Origin of the sequence: Shewanella submarina, from assembly GCF_042646185.1 — a bacterium.
GTDB lineage: Bacteria > Pseudomonadota > Gammaproteobacteria > Enterobacterales > Shewanellaceae > Shewanella > Shewanella corallii.
Map to the genome: position 1 here is coordinate 327,437 of NZ_JBHRTD010000012.1, position 16,142 is coordinate 343,578.

Here is a 16,142-nt window from a genome sequence, read left to right on the forward strand (position 1 = left end):
AGCCAAAGAAAATGAAAACAGCTACAGCGAACTATTCAAACAAGGCGTCTTCGGCCCGGGCGAGTTCATCCTGTAACTTAGCCATAAATTTGAGCTTACGGATCTGATCAGCGGCCTTGATGTCGTCGCCCTCGGCTTGACTTGCCAAAAGAGCGGAAAGGCTGGAAAAAACATCTCGCTGGTAGGCAGCAAATGAGGTGTGCAGCTCGTCAATCATGGCATCGGGCTGGCTGCTGTGAGCAATATCTTCCAGCGCCTCACGCCATTCCATTTGCTGCATCAAAAAGCCAGTGTCTTTCACTGTCGTGGTTTCGTGACTAATGTCCAAACCACGAAGGGCCAGTATATGTTCTGCCCTGCGAAGAGGATCTTTCAGCGTTTGAAAACCATCGTTAACCTGAGCCGTTTTTTGCACAGCTAACATGATCTCCTGCTCGCTGCCTCCTGCAAATTTATCAGGATGCACCGCCCGCTGCAGCTCCCGGTAACGGGAAGACAGCTCAGCGGTGTCGAGCTCGAAGGACTGGGGAAAATCAAATAACTCGAAGTAGTTCATAGACGTCAGACAGTGAAGCTCTCGCCACAACCACATTCGCCTTTGGCGTTGGGGTTATTGAACTGGAAACCCTCGTTGAGGCCTTCCTTAACAAAATCCAGCTCAATACCCTGCAGGTAGATAAAGCTCTTGGCATCAATAATGATATTCACACCTTCCACTTCATATACCTCGTCATCGGCATTCAGCTCATCAACGAACTCAAGCACATAGGCCATACCACTACAACCCGAGGTTTTCAGGCCCAGGCGCAAGCCCAGACCTTTTCCTCTGTTGGCCAGGAATGACTTAACCCGCTCAACTGCTGCCGGTGTCATTGTAACTGCCATATAGACTCCGCTTATTCGCCTTGTTTGGCTTTGTAATCATCCAACGCTGCTTTGATGGCATCTTCTGCCAAAATTGAGCAGTGGATTTTTACCGGTGGCAAGGCCAGCTCTTCAGCGATGTCGGTGTTCTTGATAGCAGCAGCTTCATCGATGCTCTTACCTTTCACCCACTCAGTCACCAATGAGCTGGATGCGATTGCACTGCCACAGCCATAGGTTTTGAACTTGGCGTCTTCAATAATGCCTGCATCATTGATCTTCAATTGCAGCTTCATCACGTCGCCACAAGCTGGGGCGCCAACCATACCGGTTACTACGGATGGATCGTTCTTATCGAAAGAACCTACGTTGCGAGGGTTCTCGTAATGGTCAATTACTTTTTCACTGTATGCCATGATACTGCTCCAACTCTAATATTCTGCTCAGGATTAGTGGTGGTTCCACTGCACCTTGGTCAAATCCACACCGTCTTTGAACATTTCCCACAGCGGCGACATTTCGCGCAACTTGCCGATGGAGTTCCTGATGGTTTCAATGGCGTAATCAATTTCTTCTTCAGTGGTAAAACGGCCGATGGAGAAGCGAATGGAACTGTGAGCCATCTCATCGTTCAGACCCAGAGCACGCAGCACATAGCTTGGCTCCAGACTGGCGGAAGTACAGGCGGAACCTGAGGATACTGCCAGATCTTTCAGGGCCATCATCAGCGACTCACCCTCAACATAGTTGAAGCTGACGTTCAGGTTGCCGCAATAACGCTGGTCCACATCACCATTGATATAGGTTTCTTCAATATCTTTGATACCGTTCCACAGCTTATCGCGCAGGAAACGGATACGTTCGTTGTCTTTTTCCATGTCGGCTTTGGCGACGGCTGCGGCTTCACCCAGACCCACGATCTGATGAGTTGCCAGGGTACCACTGCGCATGCCACGCTCATGACCACCACCGTGCATTTGCGCTTCCAGACGGATGCGAGGCTTACGGCGAACATACAGCGCACCTATGCCTTTAGGGCCATACATCTTGTGACCGGAAATTGAGAGCAGGTCTACTTTAGTTTTCTGCACGTCGATTGGCATTTTGCCAGCACTCTGGGCAGCATCTACGTGGAAGATAATACCTTTGCTGCGGCACAGTTCGCCGATAGCATCGATATCATGAACAACACCAATTTCGTTGTTAACGTGCATCAGAGTCAGCAGAATGGTGTCATCACGCATTGCCGCTTCCAGACGCTCCATCGGAATAATACCGTTGGCAGCTGGCTCCAGATAGGTCACTTCATAACCTTCACGCTCCAGCTGACGACAGGTATCCAGCACAGCTTTGTGCTCAGTCTTACTGGTGATGATGTGCTTGCCCTTCTTCTGGTAGAAGTGAGCAATGCCTTTGATAGCCAAGTTATCAGACTCGGTCGCACCAGAAGTCAGTACGATTTCACGATGGTCTGCGTTAATCAGTTCAGCAACCTGAGCACGGGCGTTATCAACCGCCTCTTCTGCCTGCCAGCCGTATCGGTGAGAACGGGAGGCCGGGTTGCCGAAGATGCCGTCCATAGTCATGTACTGCATCATTTTTTCTGCGACACGTGGGTCAACAGGGGTTGTTGCTGAATAGTCAAGGTAGATAGGAAGCTTCATCACTCACTCCGTACTTGGCATTGCCATACAGGCCTTACTGCCGACAACGTACTTCAAAAATTTGCTTTATAATCCGGGGCTCAAGCGGTTACCCGCTGGTCTTGCTGGATTTTATCCTGTTGAATCGAGATAAATTGCACATCCCGCTTCTGCATCAGTCCAGCCAGACTAATACCGTTTAAAAACTCTGAAATTTGCTTGCTGAGGTCACCCCACAGAGAGTGGGTCAGGCAGCGGTTACCACCCTGGCAGTTGCCTTTGCCGTGACAACGTGTGGCGTCGACGGTTTCATCGACCGCCATCACTACCATGCCGACGGAGATTTCATCTGCCTCCAGACCGAGACGATATCCGCCTCCGGGTCCACGTACACTGGCTACCAGCCCCTGCTTTCTCAGCTTGGCAAAAAGTTGTTCGAGATAGGACAGTGATATCCCCTGTCTTTCAGAGATATCTGCCAAAGGGACGGGTCCCGCAGTAGAGTGAATCGCCACATCTAACATGGCGGTAACTGCGTAGCGACCTTTAGATGTCAGTTTCATAACTCAATATTGCTCCCCTGTTGATATGGAAGCAGTTAAACATACCCAAGTAAAACAGTCAAGTATTTAACCAACCAAATTACTCAAGTATTAAAATCCTCGCCACAATCCTACCTCACCTTCAGGCGCACGTATTTAACCTTATTTCGCTGCCACTATTCAATGGCAGGAGATTAAAATCACAGCGATTAGGTCAGATAATGAGATCAAACTCATCCAGAAGCTTCAGGTGCTTCCTCGCGGCTTCGCATTCAGGGGCACAGAACCCGGCTACATCCGGCTCAGATAACCAGCGGCGGAACTGCACAAATGCCAGCTTCTGGCCAAAGGCATTGGCGGCCAGCCCAGGATGTTCTGAATGGCAGAGCAGTCCATATGGAGATGAAAGAGCTGAAACTCTGCACCAGCTCTTTATCGTATTCAGTGCTTGTTATTCAGACGGCTTAAGCAGAGTTAAGCTGAATCAGCGGCACCCGTCAGATACCGCCGCCCTCCATAAAGCCAGAATTACTGATGTTCTGGTCCATCTCAAGGGAAGGTTTGTCTGTCGCGGGCTTTCCAATGATCTTGGCTGGGACACCTGCAGCAGTGGTGTGTGCAGGAACCGGAATTAACACCACAGAACAGGCTGCGATTTTTGCTCCTTCTCCCACTTCGATGTTACCCAGTACTTTAGCCCCCGCGCCAATCATGACACCGGTACGAATTTTAGGGTGACGGTCACCACTTTCTTTGCCCGTACCACCCAGGGTCACATCCTGCAGGATGGATACATCATCTTCCACCACTGCGGTCTCACCAATCACAATGCCGGTCGCATGGTCAAACATGATCCCCCGACCAATTTTCGCGGCCGGGTGGACATCAACCTGACAGGCAACTGATATTTGATTTTGCAGATAAACAGCCAGTTCACGACGACCTTGCGACCACAGCCAATTGGCCACCCGAAAGCCCTGTAGTGCATGAAAACCTTTCAGATAAAGAAGTGGCGTGGAATAGAGCTCGATAGCCGGGTCTCGCTCTACCGTTGCGCAGATATCACAAGCTGCAGATAAAACGATCTCTTTGTCCCCGGCATAAGCCTCTTCCACGACTTCACGGACAGCCATTGCTGGCATACTTGGCGTTGCCAACTTGTTCGCCAGAATATAGCTCAGTGCTGCAGCGAGCGTATCGTGCTTAATGATGGTTGCATGGAAAAAGCTCGCCAACATGGGCTCACGTTCAGTTTGCTCTTTTGCTTCTCGCTTAATTGCTTTCCAGACGTTGTCTTGCTGACACTTTTTTTCCCGACCTTCGCCACATGTCCTTTGCATGCCTGTACCCTACTTATTTCACTTACACTATTAAGAACCAGCTTCGCATCGTTATGTTTCATTCAATAACAATGCTCACGCTTAACATTGGCTCATTTACGTTCGCAGCTGACAGCAACTTCCTTTTGCACGCCCTCGCCATCCATTGAAGAATCTTAAACCAAGTTGAACAAACAACCCAGTCGCCCCTCTAACGGTGAAGCCTTGAGCATGGCGTTGGCGACTGCACGCATATTCGCTATTACTTGTCGCCGCCGACTTTCTTGTCCACTGAAGTCAGAATGCCACGCAGAATATTCATTTCCTGACTTTCGATACGTGCCTTGGTGAACAAACGTCTCAGCTTGGTCATCACCTGGCCCGGATGGTTCTTAATAATAAAACCGGTGCGGGTCAAAGTTTGTTCCAGGTGAGTGAAAAAACGCTCATGGTCTTCGTTGGATGGATACTCAACGACGTCAGCTTCCTGCTCCTGACTAGCCAACCAGGCCATTCGGGTTTCATAACACACCAATTGCACTGCCTGAGCCAGGTTCAGTGAGCTGTATTCTGGGTTGGCAGGAATAAACAGGTGGTAGTTACAACGCTGCAATTCTTCATTGTTCAGGCCATGATTTTCCCGACCAAACACAATGGCAACCTGCCCCGATGCAGATTCAGCAGCCATCTTCTCGCCGGCCTGGCGAGGGTCCAGCATAGGCCAGTCCAGAGTCCGGCTACGGGCAGAGGTCGCGATCACCAGGCTGCAATCTTTAATGGCTTCTTCCATTGAGTCGACAGTTTTCAGCGACTTGAGAATATCGCAGGCACCAGCAGCCAGGGCCACGGATTGACCGTCTGGTTCGCACCTTGGTTCGGCAAGATATAGATTGGACAAACCCATGGTTTTCATGGCGCGGGCAACGGAACCAATATTTCCCGGGTGAGAAGTACCGACTAAAACAACGCGGATATTACTGAGCATGGAAGATCTTAATTTAATTCACAAACACTGAGGCGGAATACTAACATGTTGGCGAGGGTTTACTTAACAACAAAATCCGCATTTGATATGTCCTTCGTTTCGGGTATAATCGCGCCGCTATTTTTACTCGTTCTTTAACATCCAGGGGATTGCAATGCATCCAATGCTGACCATCGCTGTCCGCGCTGCCCGCGCTGCCGGCCAAACAATTATGCGTGCTTACACTGACTTCGATCGCGTTGAAGTTAGCGCCAAAGGTATTAACGATTACGTGACCAGTGTAGACAAGGAAGCAGAAGCAGCTATCGTGTACCAGATCCGCAAATCCTACCCTGACCACACTATTGTGGGCGAGGAGAGCGGCGAAAACCGTGGTACCAACAAAGATTATATCTGGGTAGTAGACCCTCTGGATGGCACCACCAACTTCGTGAAGGGTATCCCTCACTTCGCGGTTTCCATCGCTCTGCAATACAAAGGCAAAACTGAAGTTGCCGTGGTATTCGATCCTGTTCGCAATGAAATGTTCACTGCGGTACGTGGTCAGGGTGCCAAAATGAATGACTTCCGCGTTCGTGTTTCCAACAACACAGATATCAGCACCAGCATTGTTGCGACCGGCTTCCCTTTCAAGGCCCGTCAGCACACTGAAACCTACATGAACATTCTGGGTGAAGTTTTCGCTCACTGCGCAGACCTGCGTCGCAGCGGCAGCGCAGCACTGGATCTGGCTTATGTTGCAGCCGGTCGTATGGAAGGTTACTTCGAAATCGGCCTGAAGCCATGGGACATTGCTGCGGGCGATCTGATCGTGCGTGAAGCCGGTGGTACTGTCACTGATTTCACCGGCGGCCACGGTTACCTGTTGTCCGGTAACATCATTGCCGGTAACCCGAAGAGCACAATGACTCTGGTTAAGACTGTACGTCCTCTGCTGAGCGAGGCGCTGAAGCGCTAATCAGCTCCAGCTGAAAGAAAAAACCGCCTGTTGGCGGTTTTTTTATGTCTGTTGAAAATAAAATCTCTCTCTCCACTTAACATGCATTAATTTTGCAGCTTATAATATCCGAGTATTTTACTCGGCTTTATAACCCAGTGGGAGCGACTATGCTGCAAATTCATGATCCCAAAGCAACCGAACGCACTATGCCTTTATTCAGGCTTGGCTTTCGTCCCCTGTTTTTGTTTGGCAGTGCCTTCAGCATTCTGGCGTTGAGCTTATGGGTGCTGCAGATGCTGGGGCTGATAAGTATTCAGCCTCACGGTAATCTTCTTTGGTGGCATGGCCATGAGATGCTGTTTGGTTTCACCGCAGCTATCATAGTTGGCTTTCTGCTAACCGCTGTGCAGAACTGGACAGGCAATCCGGGGCTGTCAGGTACCCCATTAAAGGCGTTGGTACTCTTGTGGCTTTTGCCAAGAGTCATGCTGATCAACAACAGCTGGGTACCATTTGAAGCTGTCATGCTGCTGGATCTGGCCTTTCTGCCAATTTCAGCCTGGGTACTGGCTGAAGCGGTCATCCGGGTAAAACAGTGGCGCAATCTTATCTTTGTGCCTGTGTTACTGCTGATGACGCTGGCCAATGCCATCAGCTACTACGGCCTGCTCTCTTCAAACCCAGGTTTGAGCCACAATGCGCTGTATGGCGCCGCCTTTATCGTGGTATTTCTGATTGCCCTCCTGGGTGGCAGGGTGATTCCCTTCTTTACCGAACGGGCGACCAAATGGCAGAGAAGACCCAACCTCCCCTGGCTGGAGGCGGCAAACTTCATCGCCATTGGGGCTTTGGTTATCACAGTTATTACTCAGTTCAACACTGCACTGCCCTGGGCTGCGGGTATATCTTCGCTATTGCTGTTAGTGCGTTTTTGTCGCTGGGGAGGCCAGCATAGTCTTGGTACACCACTGCTGTGGTCACTGCATTTAAGTTACCTGTGCATTCCCCTTGGGCTCATGCTTATTGCCTCAGGCCTGCCGGTATCTGCCGGGTTTCACCTTGCTGCAGTCGGCGGCATGGGAGGGATGATTCTGGCAATGATGGCGAGAGTCTCCTTAGGCCATACCGGCCGAACGTTAACCCCGCCCAAGCCGATGACAGTCTGCTTTGGATTAATCCTGCTGGGCGCAGCCTTGAGAGCGACCGCCAGTCTGGTGCCCTCTTTCTATCTGACCGGGATCTGGATGGCGGGAATTGCCTGGGTATTGGCTTTCGGTGGCTTTTGCTATTTTTATGGAAAACTGCTGTGCCAACCAAGACTTGATGGTCGTCCGGGCTGAAAAGAAGATTCGTGACCAATACTGTGATTTTTGTCACTCAGTTTTTTCAATTTCAAAGCGTGAAATCCTGATAAGATCCCGATTAAGTTCCGCTGACAGGACTAACTATGGGTATCTACAGGAAAGTTGGATTAAAGAGCGTCAAAATTGTCGAGCACATGGTACTGGTCGTGATCGCAATCGCGACTGTGTTCGCAATTGGTCAGGAAATTCACCATATCTTTAAAATGGGCACAGTCGCCCTGGCAGACCTGCTGCTGTTGTTTATCTATCTGGAAGTGTTGGCCATGGTCGCCAACTACATTGAATCCGGCAAATTGCCGGTGCGGATGCCACTCTATATTGCCATTGTGGCATTGGCACGTTATCTGATTCTGGATATGAAAAGCATGGATGACTGGCGCATTATCGGTATTGCCATGGCCACACTGGTGCTGGCAGCAACAGTGATAGTGATCCGTTGGGGTCAGCTGAAACTCCCTTACCCCAAGTCTCATGACGAAGACTGACGTAATAAGTTGCTTGCAGGGCGCATCACAGGGTGCGCCTTTTTTATGCTTGCGCAAAGGTGACTGAGATCAATAAGATAGTATTTTCTAATGGACTCAGGAGTGAGAAGGATATGTCATCTCCCGTCAAAGGATTTGAAGAACGTCGCCAGTCCCGCCGTGTAGATATGGAAGAAGCGGACATTATCATCAACTGGCAGGACAAAGATGAAAGACGTCAACAGACCGCAGGACGTTGCCTTGATCTGTCCCGTAGTGGTGCCCTGCTGGAAACCGCCGACGCTATCGGTGAGGGTTATCAGGTAACAGTGAGCCTGAATCCCAACTCAGAGTTGGAAAACCAGATCAGCGGTCAGGTATTACGGGTGACGCCAAAGGGCGAGTGTTTCCACATCGCCCTGAAACTGGATCAGTGATTACAGATACGGCGGGCATCAACTTCCCAGCCGGACTCAGATTCCAGAAACTTCTTCTTGCTGCGCAGAAAGTCGATCAACTCATCTGCGCTCATCCCCTCTTTACTGCAGGTGTGATACTGGGTGTCTGCACCGAACTCAGCAATCATCAGCGCTCTTAGCTCTTTAGCAGAAACAGGCTTCTGCTGCGCCTGCATCAAGGCCATCACATCATGGCCGTGGACAGATTTAATCATTTCAACCTCAAACATTCATATAATTTAAACCTTATAAGGGATATCTAATCAGTAAACACTGATTTGGCGCAAATTCTCTGGCAAAATACGCCGATATCTTAGTTTGGGTTATTCATTCATGTCCCTGATCTTGCTGCTGACTCAACAGATGTGTGTTTATCTGGTGCTCGTTTATCTGGTCAGCAAAACACCGCTCTTCAAACTCTTCACCGAAGAGGCGCCACGCTTCCCCCATAAGCTGTTTATCTATCTGGTATTTTCCGGATTCTGCATCATGGCTACCTACTTTGGTGAGCAGACCAATGACGCCATTGCCAACACCCGGGCCATGGGCGCTGTGCTGGGTGGTCTACTGGGCGGTCCGGTAACCGGGTTCTTTGTGGGATTAACCGGTGGTCTGCACAGATATTCCATGGGCGGGTTTACTGATGTCGCCTGCGCCATCTCCACCACCATGGAGGGATTGAGTGCCGGACTTATCAGCCTCTACCTGAGAAGTAAGGGTAAGCGTGAGCTTATTTACAGCCCGGTATTGGTCGCCATGGTCACCCTTTACGCAGAGGTGATGCAGATGGGACTCATCATGCTCATCGCCAAACCCTATGACCAGGCCTGGGAATTGGTGCGTCAAATCGCCCCGCCCATGCTGCTGGTCAACTCATTGGGTGCGGCGGCGTTTATGAGTATGATCCGCGACCAGAAAACCATGTTCGATAAGTTGTCATCGGCCTTTTCTGCCAAAGCACTGAAGATTGCCGAGCGCAGTGTTGGCCTTCTGTCCCGGGGATTCAACGAAGAAACCACGGCTCAAGTCGCACAGATCATCATAGAAGAAACCAAAGTCGGTGCTGTTGCCATTACTGACAGGGATAAATTACTGGCATTTATCGGCTCAGGGGCAGACCACCATATTCCTGGGACGCCCATCGCCTCACAAATCACCAAAGACGCCATTGAACAGAATAAAGTGATGTTTGCCGATGGTGTTGAAACACCCTATGCCTGCTCTATCTCACGTCAGTGTAAGCTCGGCTCCAGCCTGGTCATTCCGTTGAGAAATGACACTGAGGTGATCGGCACCATCAAGCTGTATGAGCCCAAGAATAAGCTGTTTCTGAACATTAACCGTACCCTGGGCGAAGGTATTGCCAGGTTGCTGTCCAACCAAATCCTCTATGGCCGCGTTGAACAACAACAAAATCTACTGACCCAGACGGAGCTTAAGTTGCTGCAGGCGCAGGTAAACCCTCACTTCCTGTTTAATGCGCTCAATACCATCAGTGCCATTACCCGCCGTAATCCGGATATGGCCAGAACCCTGCTGCAACAGTTGTCCCAGTTTTTGCGTATCAACCTGAAACGGACGGCAGGCCTGGTTACTCTGGCCGACGAGCTGGATCATATCGACGCTTACCTGAATATTGAAAAGGCGCGCTTTATTGACCGCCTGCGGGTAGAGATAGATATCCCCAACGAGCTGCATAAAGTCCGTCTACCGGCTTTTACCCTGCAGCCCATCATTGAGAACGCCGTCAAGCATGGTACCTCTCATATGCTGGATACAGGTCATATTCAGGTAAAGGGACAACTGGAGGGCGATGAAGTTGTCCTCTCCATCACAGACAATGCAGGCCTTTACCCGGAGAATCCCGTGGAGGACCCAGAGCAAAAAGGTCTGGGAATGAATCTGGTGCACAAGCGCATCCAGAATCAGTTTGGCTGCCAATATGGCATCCAGGTGAAGTGTCAACCTGAGCAGTTCACCACAGTCACTATTCGAATTCCGCTGGAGGAAGTGTAGCCATGATCAGCTGTTTGATTGTTGATGACGAGCCATTCGCCCGGGAAGAACTGGCCGACATACTTGAGGCCGCTGGAGATATTCAGGTCATAGGTCAGTGCAGCAATGCCGTTGAAGCTCTGCAGGCTATCCATAAACAAAAGCCTGACCTGGTGTTTCTGGATATCCAGATGCCCCGGATAACCGGCATGGAGATGATAGCCATGCTGGATCCTGACAATATGCCACGGGTGGTGTTTGTCACAGCTTATGATGAGTACGCCATCAAAGCCTTTGAAAATCATGCCTTTGATTATCTACTTAAACCAGTTGATGAGCAGCGTCTGGCCAAGACTCTGGATAAGCTTCGCAAAGATCTGCGCCCCAAAGATATGACAGTGATTGCCCCTGACAGTCTTGAGATACTGCCCTGTTACAGCGGCAACCGCCTTAAAGTGGTGCCGGTCAAAGATGTGGAGTTTGTATTCAGCGATCTGGGGGGAATTCATGTGGCCACTGCCACCAGTCAGGTGCACACCCAGATGACACTGAAACTGCTGGAGGAGAAAACGCCTCTGGTACGCTGTCACCGTCAGTACCTGATTATGCCCTCTGCAATTCGTGAAATCGTGTTACTGGATACAGGAGCAGAGGTGATCACTCCCAGCGGTGCCAAGGTACCTGTATCACGACGTTATCTGAAAAGCCTCAAACAGATGCTCGGGTTTCAATAAGCCTGATAAAGTAAAAACATCCGGTGCCGTCATTGACGGCACTTATTTATCATCCTCGGGTTAACCACTCAGCCCTCAAATCCTGCCGCTGAGTATCTGCCTGTCACCTTTCATCCTCAGACTCAATCCTCTTGGCCCTGTATTTCGACCGCTCAGGTAACCGGATGAGCCGCTCAGTCATTCCTGCCACCACTTCAGCTTTCACAGAAGTAAAATCCGCGGCAGTCATATAATTACGAGAATGATGCTATGAGTTGGTTCTTCCTGTGTGTCGGCCTGTTGGTCGCCGGCTACTTTATCTACGGTGCCTTTGTGGAAAAGGTATTTGGTATTAATCCCAAGCGTCAGACCCCGGCTTTTGCCCAGACTGACGGCGTAGACTATGTGCCTATGTCCAAGGGCCGTGTGTACCTTATCCAACTGCTGAACATTGCTGGTGTGGGTCCTATCTTTGGTCCTATCCTGGGTGCCCTCTATGGCCCGGCAGCCATGTTGTGGATTGTTATCGGTTGTATCTTTGCCGGTGCAGTGCACGACTACTTCTCAGGTATGTTGTCTGTGCGCAATGGCGGCCAGTCAATCCCCAACCTGACCGGTAAATATCTGGGTAAAGGTGCCAAGCACTTTATGAACGCCTTCGCCATCATTCTGCTGTTGCTGGTTGGCGTCGTGTTCATCTCTGCCCCGGCAGGTCTGCTGGCTAAGCTGACCGGTTGGAGCATGCCGGTATTCGTTGGCATCATCTTCTGTTACTACCTGCTGGCGACTATCGTGCCGGTAGATAAAATCATTGGCCGCCTGTACCCATTCTTCGGCGCACTGCTGGTATTTATGTCTGTGGGTCTGACCGTGGCGCTGATCGTATCCAGCGAACACACTTTGCTGCCGGGCGTTCAGGCTTCTGACTTCCTGTCCAACCTGAACCCGAATGATATGCCTCTGTGGCCAGCTCTGTTCATTACCATCGCCTGTGGTGCCATCTCCGGCTTCCACGCCACTCAGTCCCCGCTGATGGCCCGTTGTATGGAAAATGAATCCAATGGCCGTTTCGTGTTCTACGGCGCCATGATTGGTGAAGGTATTATCGCTCTGATCTGGTGTGCTATCGCCCTGTCCTTCTTCGGTGGTGTTGAAGGTCTGAACGAAGGTATGGCCGGTAACCCTGCCAACGTAGTATACGAGGCATCAACCGGTCTGCTGGGTGTTGTCGGTGGCTTTATGGCGGTTCTGGGTGTAATCGTTCTGCCAATCACCTCAGGTGATACTGCGTTCCGCTCTGCCCGTCTAATCCTGTCTGAGTTCTTCAAGCTGCCTCAGAATGAACTGCCAAAACGCTTGATTCTGGCTCTGCCTCTGTTCGCTCTGGGTGGCATCCTGACTCAGGTAGACTTTGGCATCATCTGGCGCTACTTCGGTGTGGCAAACCAGGCGACCGCGGTTCTCATGCTTTGGACTGCGTCAGCCTACCTGCTGCGTCACAACAAACTGCACTGGATCTGTACCGTACCGGCGATGTTTATGACTACAGTGGTTATCAGCTTCCTGCTGAGCTCTGCGACCCTGGGCGCAGGCCTGCCAATGATGGTCTCTACAGTTGCAGGTATTGTGGTCACTCTGGTTGTCACTGGATTGATCATCGTGAAATCCAAAGGCAAAGGTGTGGACAATTTGGCCGAAGACGCCTGATAAGCAGCACTGACACCAATAAACGCCGGGCTATGCCCGGCGTTTTTGTTTTCTCCAACCCAAGATGAAACTTGTCTCACAAAAGACCGCAGCGCGCTTTGCCATGGTATAAGCCTATCTGTGTATATCCAGCCTTTGGGCTGGAACTTGAATCAATGCAGCAATCAGTATGGAGAGAGCAATGAAAGGCCATCTTTATCAATTTACTGTCGAGCATCTTGAGGACCCCTGGGGTCAGGCAATTGATTCCGCCCCATTGGAGTTTAAAGTCCGTAACCACGATGATATTTTTAAGATCGTAGACGCGCTCAAAGCCAGGATGCCACTGGATGAAACCGATGCAACAGCCTTTGCTATTGGTATTAAACTGTTTGGAGAGGTGATGTTAAAAAACCGCGACAATCCGCTGTTTAAAGAGTTTAAGCCTCAGTTCACCGAGTTTATGAAAGCCCTGAAAAAGCAGTAGTCCTTTAATGAGCCGGCAATAGTCACATACAGTCCCGTCAGTGTTTTTTCGTGGCGTTGGCCATGTTCCGGCGCCACAGCCGATAGCTCTCCAGTCTCCTTCTCTTATCCCTCCAAAGACAACACCAGGCTCAGCGGCTCAAGCAGCCAATCGCCTGTTGAATAGAAATATGGGGGATTTTCAAGCATATTAAGCAATGCTAAAACATCCATTGATTCCTTAATATCAAGATTGGATTGTCACCATGGAAAAAGCCAATGTTCAAACTATGATGGATCGTTTGGCCATATCAGCATCCCTGCTTTGTATGCTGCACTGCATAGTTACCCCATTGCTCCTTGTCGCTGCACCGGTAATCTCCTCAACTTTCCTGGCCGACGAGGCATTTCACCAGGCACTGGTCATATTTGTACTCCCAACCAGTTTGCTGGCACTGTTTCTGGGATGTAAGAGTCACAAAGACACTCAGGTACTGCTACTGGGAGGATTCGGTCTGGCAGCGTTAGTCTCGGTCGCTTTTTTTGGCCATGACCTGCTGGGTGAAACCGGAGAGAAAACAGCGACTGTGGTCAGTGGTGCCATGCTGGCCTTCGCCCACGTCAGAAACTATCGTCTGTGTCGCAAAGACAATTGCGACAACTGATCAAACTCAAACCTGATCCTGGTCAGGCCTTTGACAGGCAATATAAATGAGCAGAATTCTTCGGGGGAAGCATGGCAGCAACAGTACAACTACAGTGCGCGTGTGGAGAAGTCAAAGGACAGCTAAAGGTCGTTCCCGGTCACTTTTTTCATGTTCACTGCCTGTGTTGTGATTGTCAGCAGTTTGCCAATGAACTGGGCAATGCTGACAAAATTCTGGATAAACATGGTGGTTCAGAACTGTTCCAAACCTACCCTGCCTATATGGATATTACCCAGGGAAAAGAGAATATTGCCTGCATGCAACTCCACCCGAAAGGACTTTATCGTTGGTACACCAGCTGCTGCAATATGCCGCTGGCCAATACCATGACTTCAGGCAGTGTGCCTTTTGTTGGTATCTCGGTAAAGCTGATGCAATTCGCCGATGAGCAGACGCGGCAAGACACTCTTGGGCCTGTCACTGTTAAAGCCTTCGGCAAGTACGCCATAGGTGAAATGCCACAAGACGCCCACGAGCGTTTTCCACTATCCTCTATGCCTAAAATTATCGCCTTTATGGTGAAAGGAAAGTTCAATAAAAGGCATCAACCCAACCCCTTCTTTATAGACGGTGTCCCAGTCGCCAGTGCAGTAGCAAGCTTAAAGGGATAACTGCAAAAACATTCAACGGCCGGGAGATCACGGCCGGGTTTAGGGTATAATCCCGCCGGAATCCACTTTGAAGTAGCTAAAACACCATGACACAGGCCAATAATCCACTGCACGGTATCACCCTGGAAACCCTGTTGACCGAACTGGTCGATAGATTAGGCTGGGAAGAGTTAGGCCGGCTGGTTGCTATCCGCTGTTTTACCCATGACCCAAGTATCAAATCCAGTTTGAAGTTTTTACGCAAGGAGCAGTGGGCACGGGATAAAGTCGAACGGCTTTATATCAAGATAAGTGGCTTGCCTGTACCTGAATACCGCTCTTTGCGAGTTCAAGCCCCCAGGAGCAGTAAACCGGGCAACAAACCCGCTGCGGCCAAAAGCCCAAAACGCCCCGAAGATAAATCTCAGGGTAAAGTGGTTAATGCACATATCTGGGGTAACTAGCCGGGTTTTCTCGCATTAAATAACAAAAAAGCACTCCTCGGAGTGCTTTTTGGGTTTTGCTCTAACGAGATTAAAACTCATCGTCGGCAAAGTGATGCTCGGACATCAGGTGTCCCAGCTGAGTCGATTTGGTTTTCAGGTAAGCCTCGTTGTACTGGTTCTTACCCACCTGCAAAGGTACACGCTCAGCCACATCCACACCTACATCCTGCATGGCCTTTACCTTGCGCGGGTTGTTGGTCATCAGGCGTACACTGGTGATACCCAGATGTTCAAGCATAGGCTGGATCATATCGTAGCGACGCATATCCGCCTCGAAACCCAATTGCTCATTGGCTTCGACTGTGTTGGCACCTTTATCCTGCAGTGCATAGGCACGGATTTTGTTCAGCAAACCAATACCACGGCCCTCCTGACGCAGATAAAGAATAAAGCCCTGGCCCGCCTCGGCAATACTCTGCATCGCCGCCTGTAATTGGAAACCACAGTCACAACGCAAGCTGAACAAGGCATCACCTGTCAGACACTCGGAGTGAATGCGCCCCAGCACAGGCTGGTCGCCACTGAGTTCACCGAATGTCAGTGCAACATGCTCTTTCCCGGTTTCTGTGTCTTCGAAGCCATGCATGGCGAACACACCCCAGGGGGTTGGCAGCTTGGACGTTGCGATATATTTAATCGACATGAATTAACCTTTACGACTGCTCTCACTCCCTGAGACAGTTCTCTTCCCTGATCAGTAATACTAATACCCCGTGGGATAAACCTTTGTTTCAACCATAGGTTGATATGGGGACGAATGCGGTATTCTAAGTGTTTTTTTACCCGACCGGAATAGTCTGATTTAATTGCCTGCCGGTCTGTACTTCCCGTCACACTTCAGGCAATCCCCTGTCGGGGCGGCGAATAATCCCGCAGAGACAAAAAAGGCACGAATCAATTC

The 16,142-nt window shown here is 50.2% G+C and carries 20 protein-coding genes; 11 read left to right on the top strand and 9 right to left on the bottom strand.

Annotation, left to right across the window (positions count from 1 at the left end):
* Positions 1-31 precede the first annotated feature (31 nt).
* The 7 genes from hscB to trmJ form a co-directional block, all read right to left on the bottom strand.
* Entirely contained in the window at positions 32-556 is a 525-nt protein-coding gene (gene hscB / locus ACFOE0_RS10385; RefSeq protein ID WP_248935799.1) for a co-chaperone HscB, read from the bottom strand.
* Positions 557-561: 5 nt separating this feature from the next.
* A complete protein-coding gene (iscA, locus tag ACFOE0_RS10390) occupies positions 562-885 on the bottom strand; it encodes an iron-sulfur cluster assembly protein IscA (protein WP_248935800.1) in 324 nt (107 codons plus the stop codon).
* Positions 886-896: 11 nt separating this feature from the next.
* On the bottom strand, positions 897-1,280 hold the full coding sequence (iscU, locus tag ACFOE0_RS10395) for a Fe-S cluster assembly scaffold IscU (RefSeq protein WP_115138169.1): 384 nt from the start codon (positions 1,278-1,280) through the stop codon (positions 897-899).
* 33 nt (positions 1,281-1,313) lie between these two features.
* Positions 1,314-2,528, bottom strand: coding sequence for an IscS subfamily cysteine desulfurase (locus ACFOE0_RS10400; protein ID WP_248935801.1), 1,215 nt, complete (start codon positions 2,526-2,528; stop codon positions 1,314-1,316).
* A gap of 80 nt (positions 2,529-2,608) precedes the next feature.
* A complete protein-coding gene (gene iscR / locus ACFOE0_RS10405) occupies positions 2,609-3,070 on the bottom strand; it encodes a Fe-S cluster assembly transcriptional regulator IscR (RefSeq protein ID WP_115138167.1) in 462 nt (153 codons plus the stop codon).
* A 476-nt stretch (positions 3,071-3,546) separates the two neighbouring features.
* Complete coding sequence (gene cysE, locus ACFOE0_RS10410) at positions 3,547-4,389, bottom strand: serine O-acetyltransferase (protein WP_248935802.1); 843 nt, start codon at positions 4,387-4,389, stop codon at positions 3,547-3,549.
* A gap of 241 nt (positions 4,390-4,630) precedes the next feature.
* Positions 4,631-5,353 carry a tRNA (cytosine(32)/uridine(32)-2'-O)-methyltransferase TrmJ gene (gene trmJ / locus ACFOE0_RS10415; protein WP_248935803.1) on the bottom strand — a complete coding sequence of 241 codons (723 nt, stop codon included), beginning with the start codon at positions 5,351-5,353 and terminating at the stop codon, positions 4,631-4,633.
* A 154-nt stretch (positions 5,354-5,507) separates the two neighbouring features.
* Here trmJ and suhB point away from each other — a divergent pair, with 154 nt between their 5' ends.
* The 4 genes from suhB (at position 5,508) to ACFOE0_RS10435 (ending at position 8,558) form a co-directional block, all read left to right on the top strand.
* Positions 5,508-6,311 (top strand): inositol-1-monophosphatase, encoded by an 804-nt coding sequence (suhB, locus tag ACFOE0_RS10420; protein WP_248935804.1) that lies wholly within the window; start codon positions 5,508-5,510, stop codon positions 6,309-6,311.
* A gap of 149 nt (positions 6,312-6,460) precedes the next feature.
* Positions 6,461-7,633, top strand: a complete 1,173-nt coding sequence (locus ACFOE0_RS10425; protein ID WP_248935805.1) for an NnrS family protein — start codon at positions 6,461-6,463, stop codon at positions 7,631-7,633.
* Positions 7,634-7,740: 107 nt separating this feature from the next.
* A complete protein-coding gene (locus tag ACFOE0_RS10430; RefSeq protein ID WP_115138162.1) occupies positions 7,741-8,142 on the top strand; it encodes a phosphate-starvation-inducible protein PsiE in 402 nt (133 codons plus the stop codon).
* A 113-nt stretch (positions 8,143-8,255) separates the two neighbouring features.
* Positions 8,256-8,558 (top strand): PilZ domain-containing protein, encoded by a 303-nt coding sequence (locus tag ACFOE0_RS10435; RefSeq protein ID WP_248935806.1) that lies wholly within the window; start codon positions 8,256-8,258, stop codon positions 8,556-8,558.
* Here the strand turns inward: ACFOE0_RS10435 and ACFOE0_RS10440 are convergent.
* Positions 8,552-8,794, bottom strand: a complete 243-nt coding sequence (locus ACFOE0_RS10440; RefSeq protein ID WP_248935807.1) for a YecH family metal-binding protein — start codon at positions 8,792-8,794, stop codon at positions 8,552-8,554. The genes ACFOE0_RS10435 and ACFOE0_RS10440 overlap by 7 nt on opposite strands.
* Positions 8,795-8,912: 118 nt before the next feature.
* Between ACFOE0_RS10440 and ACFOE0_RS10445 the strand changes: the two genes are divergently transcribed.
* The 7 genes from ACFOE0_RS10445 to ACFOE0_RS10475 all read left to right on the top strand — a co-directional run bounded on the left by ACFOE0_RS10445 (position 8,913) and on the right by ACFOE0_RS10475 (position 15,199).
* On the top strand, positions 8,913-10,595 hold the full coding sequence (locus ACFOE0_RS10445) for a sensor histidine kinase (protein ID WP_248935808.1): 1,683 nt from the start codon (positions 8,913-8,915) through the stop codon (positions 10,593-10,595).
* 2 nt (positions 10,596-10,597) lie between these two features.
* A complete protein-coding gene (gene btsR, locus ACFOE0_RS10450) occupies positions 10,598-11,308 on the top strand; it encodes a two-component system response regulator BtsR (RefSeq protein ID WP_248935809.1) in 711 nt (236 codons plus the stop codon).
* 249 nt (positions 11,309-11,557) lie between these two features.
* Positions 11,558-12,994 (top strand): carbon starvation CstA family protein, encoded by a 1,437-nt coding sequence (locus ACFOE0_RS10455; protein ID WP_248935810.1) that lies wholly within the window; start codon positions 11,558-11,560, stop codon positions 12,992-12,994.
* A 181-nt stretch (positions 12,995-13,175) separates the two neighbouring features.
* The gene (locus ACFOE0_RS10460) at positions 13,176-13,460 is read left to right on the top strand and encodes a DUF3861 domain-containing protein (RefSeq protein WP_248935811.1); all 285 of its coding nucleotides are present in this window, start codon (positions 13,176-13,178) and stop codon (positions 13,458-13,460) included.
* A 244-nt stretch (positions 13,461-13,704) separates the two neighbouring features.
* Positions 13,705-14,103 carry a MerC domain-containing protein gene (locus tag ACFOE0_RS10465; RefSeq protein WP_248935812.1) on the top strand — a complete coding sequence of 133 codons (399 nt, stop codon included), beginning with the start codon at positions 13,705-13,707 and terminating at the stop codon, positions 14,101-14,103.
* 71 nt (positions 14,104-14,174) lie between these two features.
* Positions 14,175-14,756 (top strand): DUF6151 family protein, encoded by a 582-nt coding sequence (locus ACFOE0_RS10470; RefSeq protein ID WP_248935813.1) that lies wholly within the window; start codon positions 14,175-14,177, stop codon positions 14,754-14,756.
* A gap of 86 nt (positions 14,757-14,842) precedes the next feature.
* Positions 14,843-15,199, top strand: a complete 357-nt coding sequence (locus ACFOE0_RS10475; RefSeq protein WP_248935814.1) for a VF530 family protein — start codon at positions 14,843-14,845, stop codon at positions 15,197-15,199.
* A 70-nt stretch (positions 15,200-15,269) separates the two neighbouring features.
* Here the strand turns inward: ACFOE0_RS10475 and ribA are convergent, their stop codons facing one another.
* Positions 15,270-15,884 carry a GTP cyclohydrolase II gene (ribA, locus tag ACFOE0_RS10480; protein ID WP_248935815.1) on the bottom strand — a complete coding sequence of 205 codons (615 nt, stop codon included), beginning with the start codon at positions 15,882-15,884 and terminating at the stop codon, positions 15,270-15,272.
* Between the last annotated feature and the right edge of the window lie 258 nt (positions 15,885-16,142).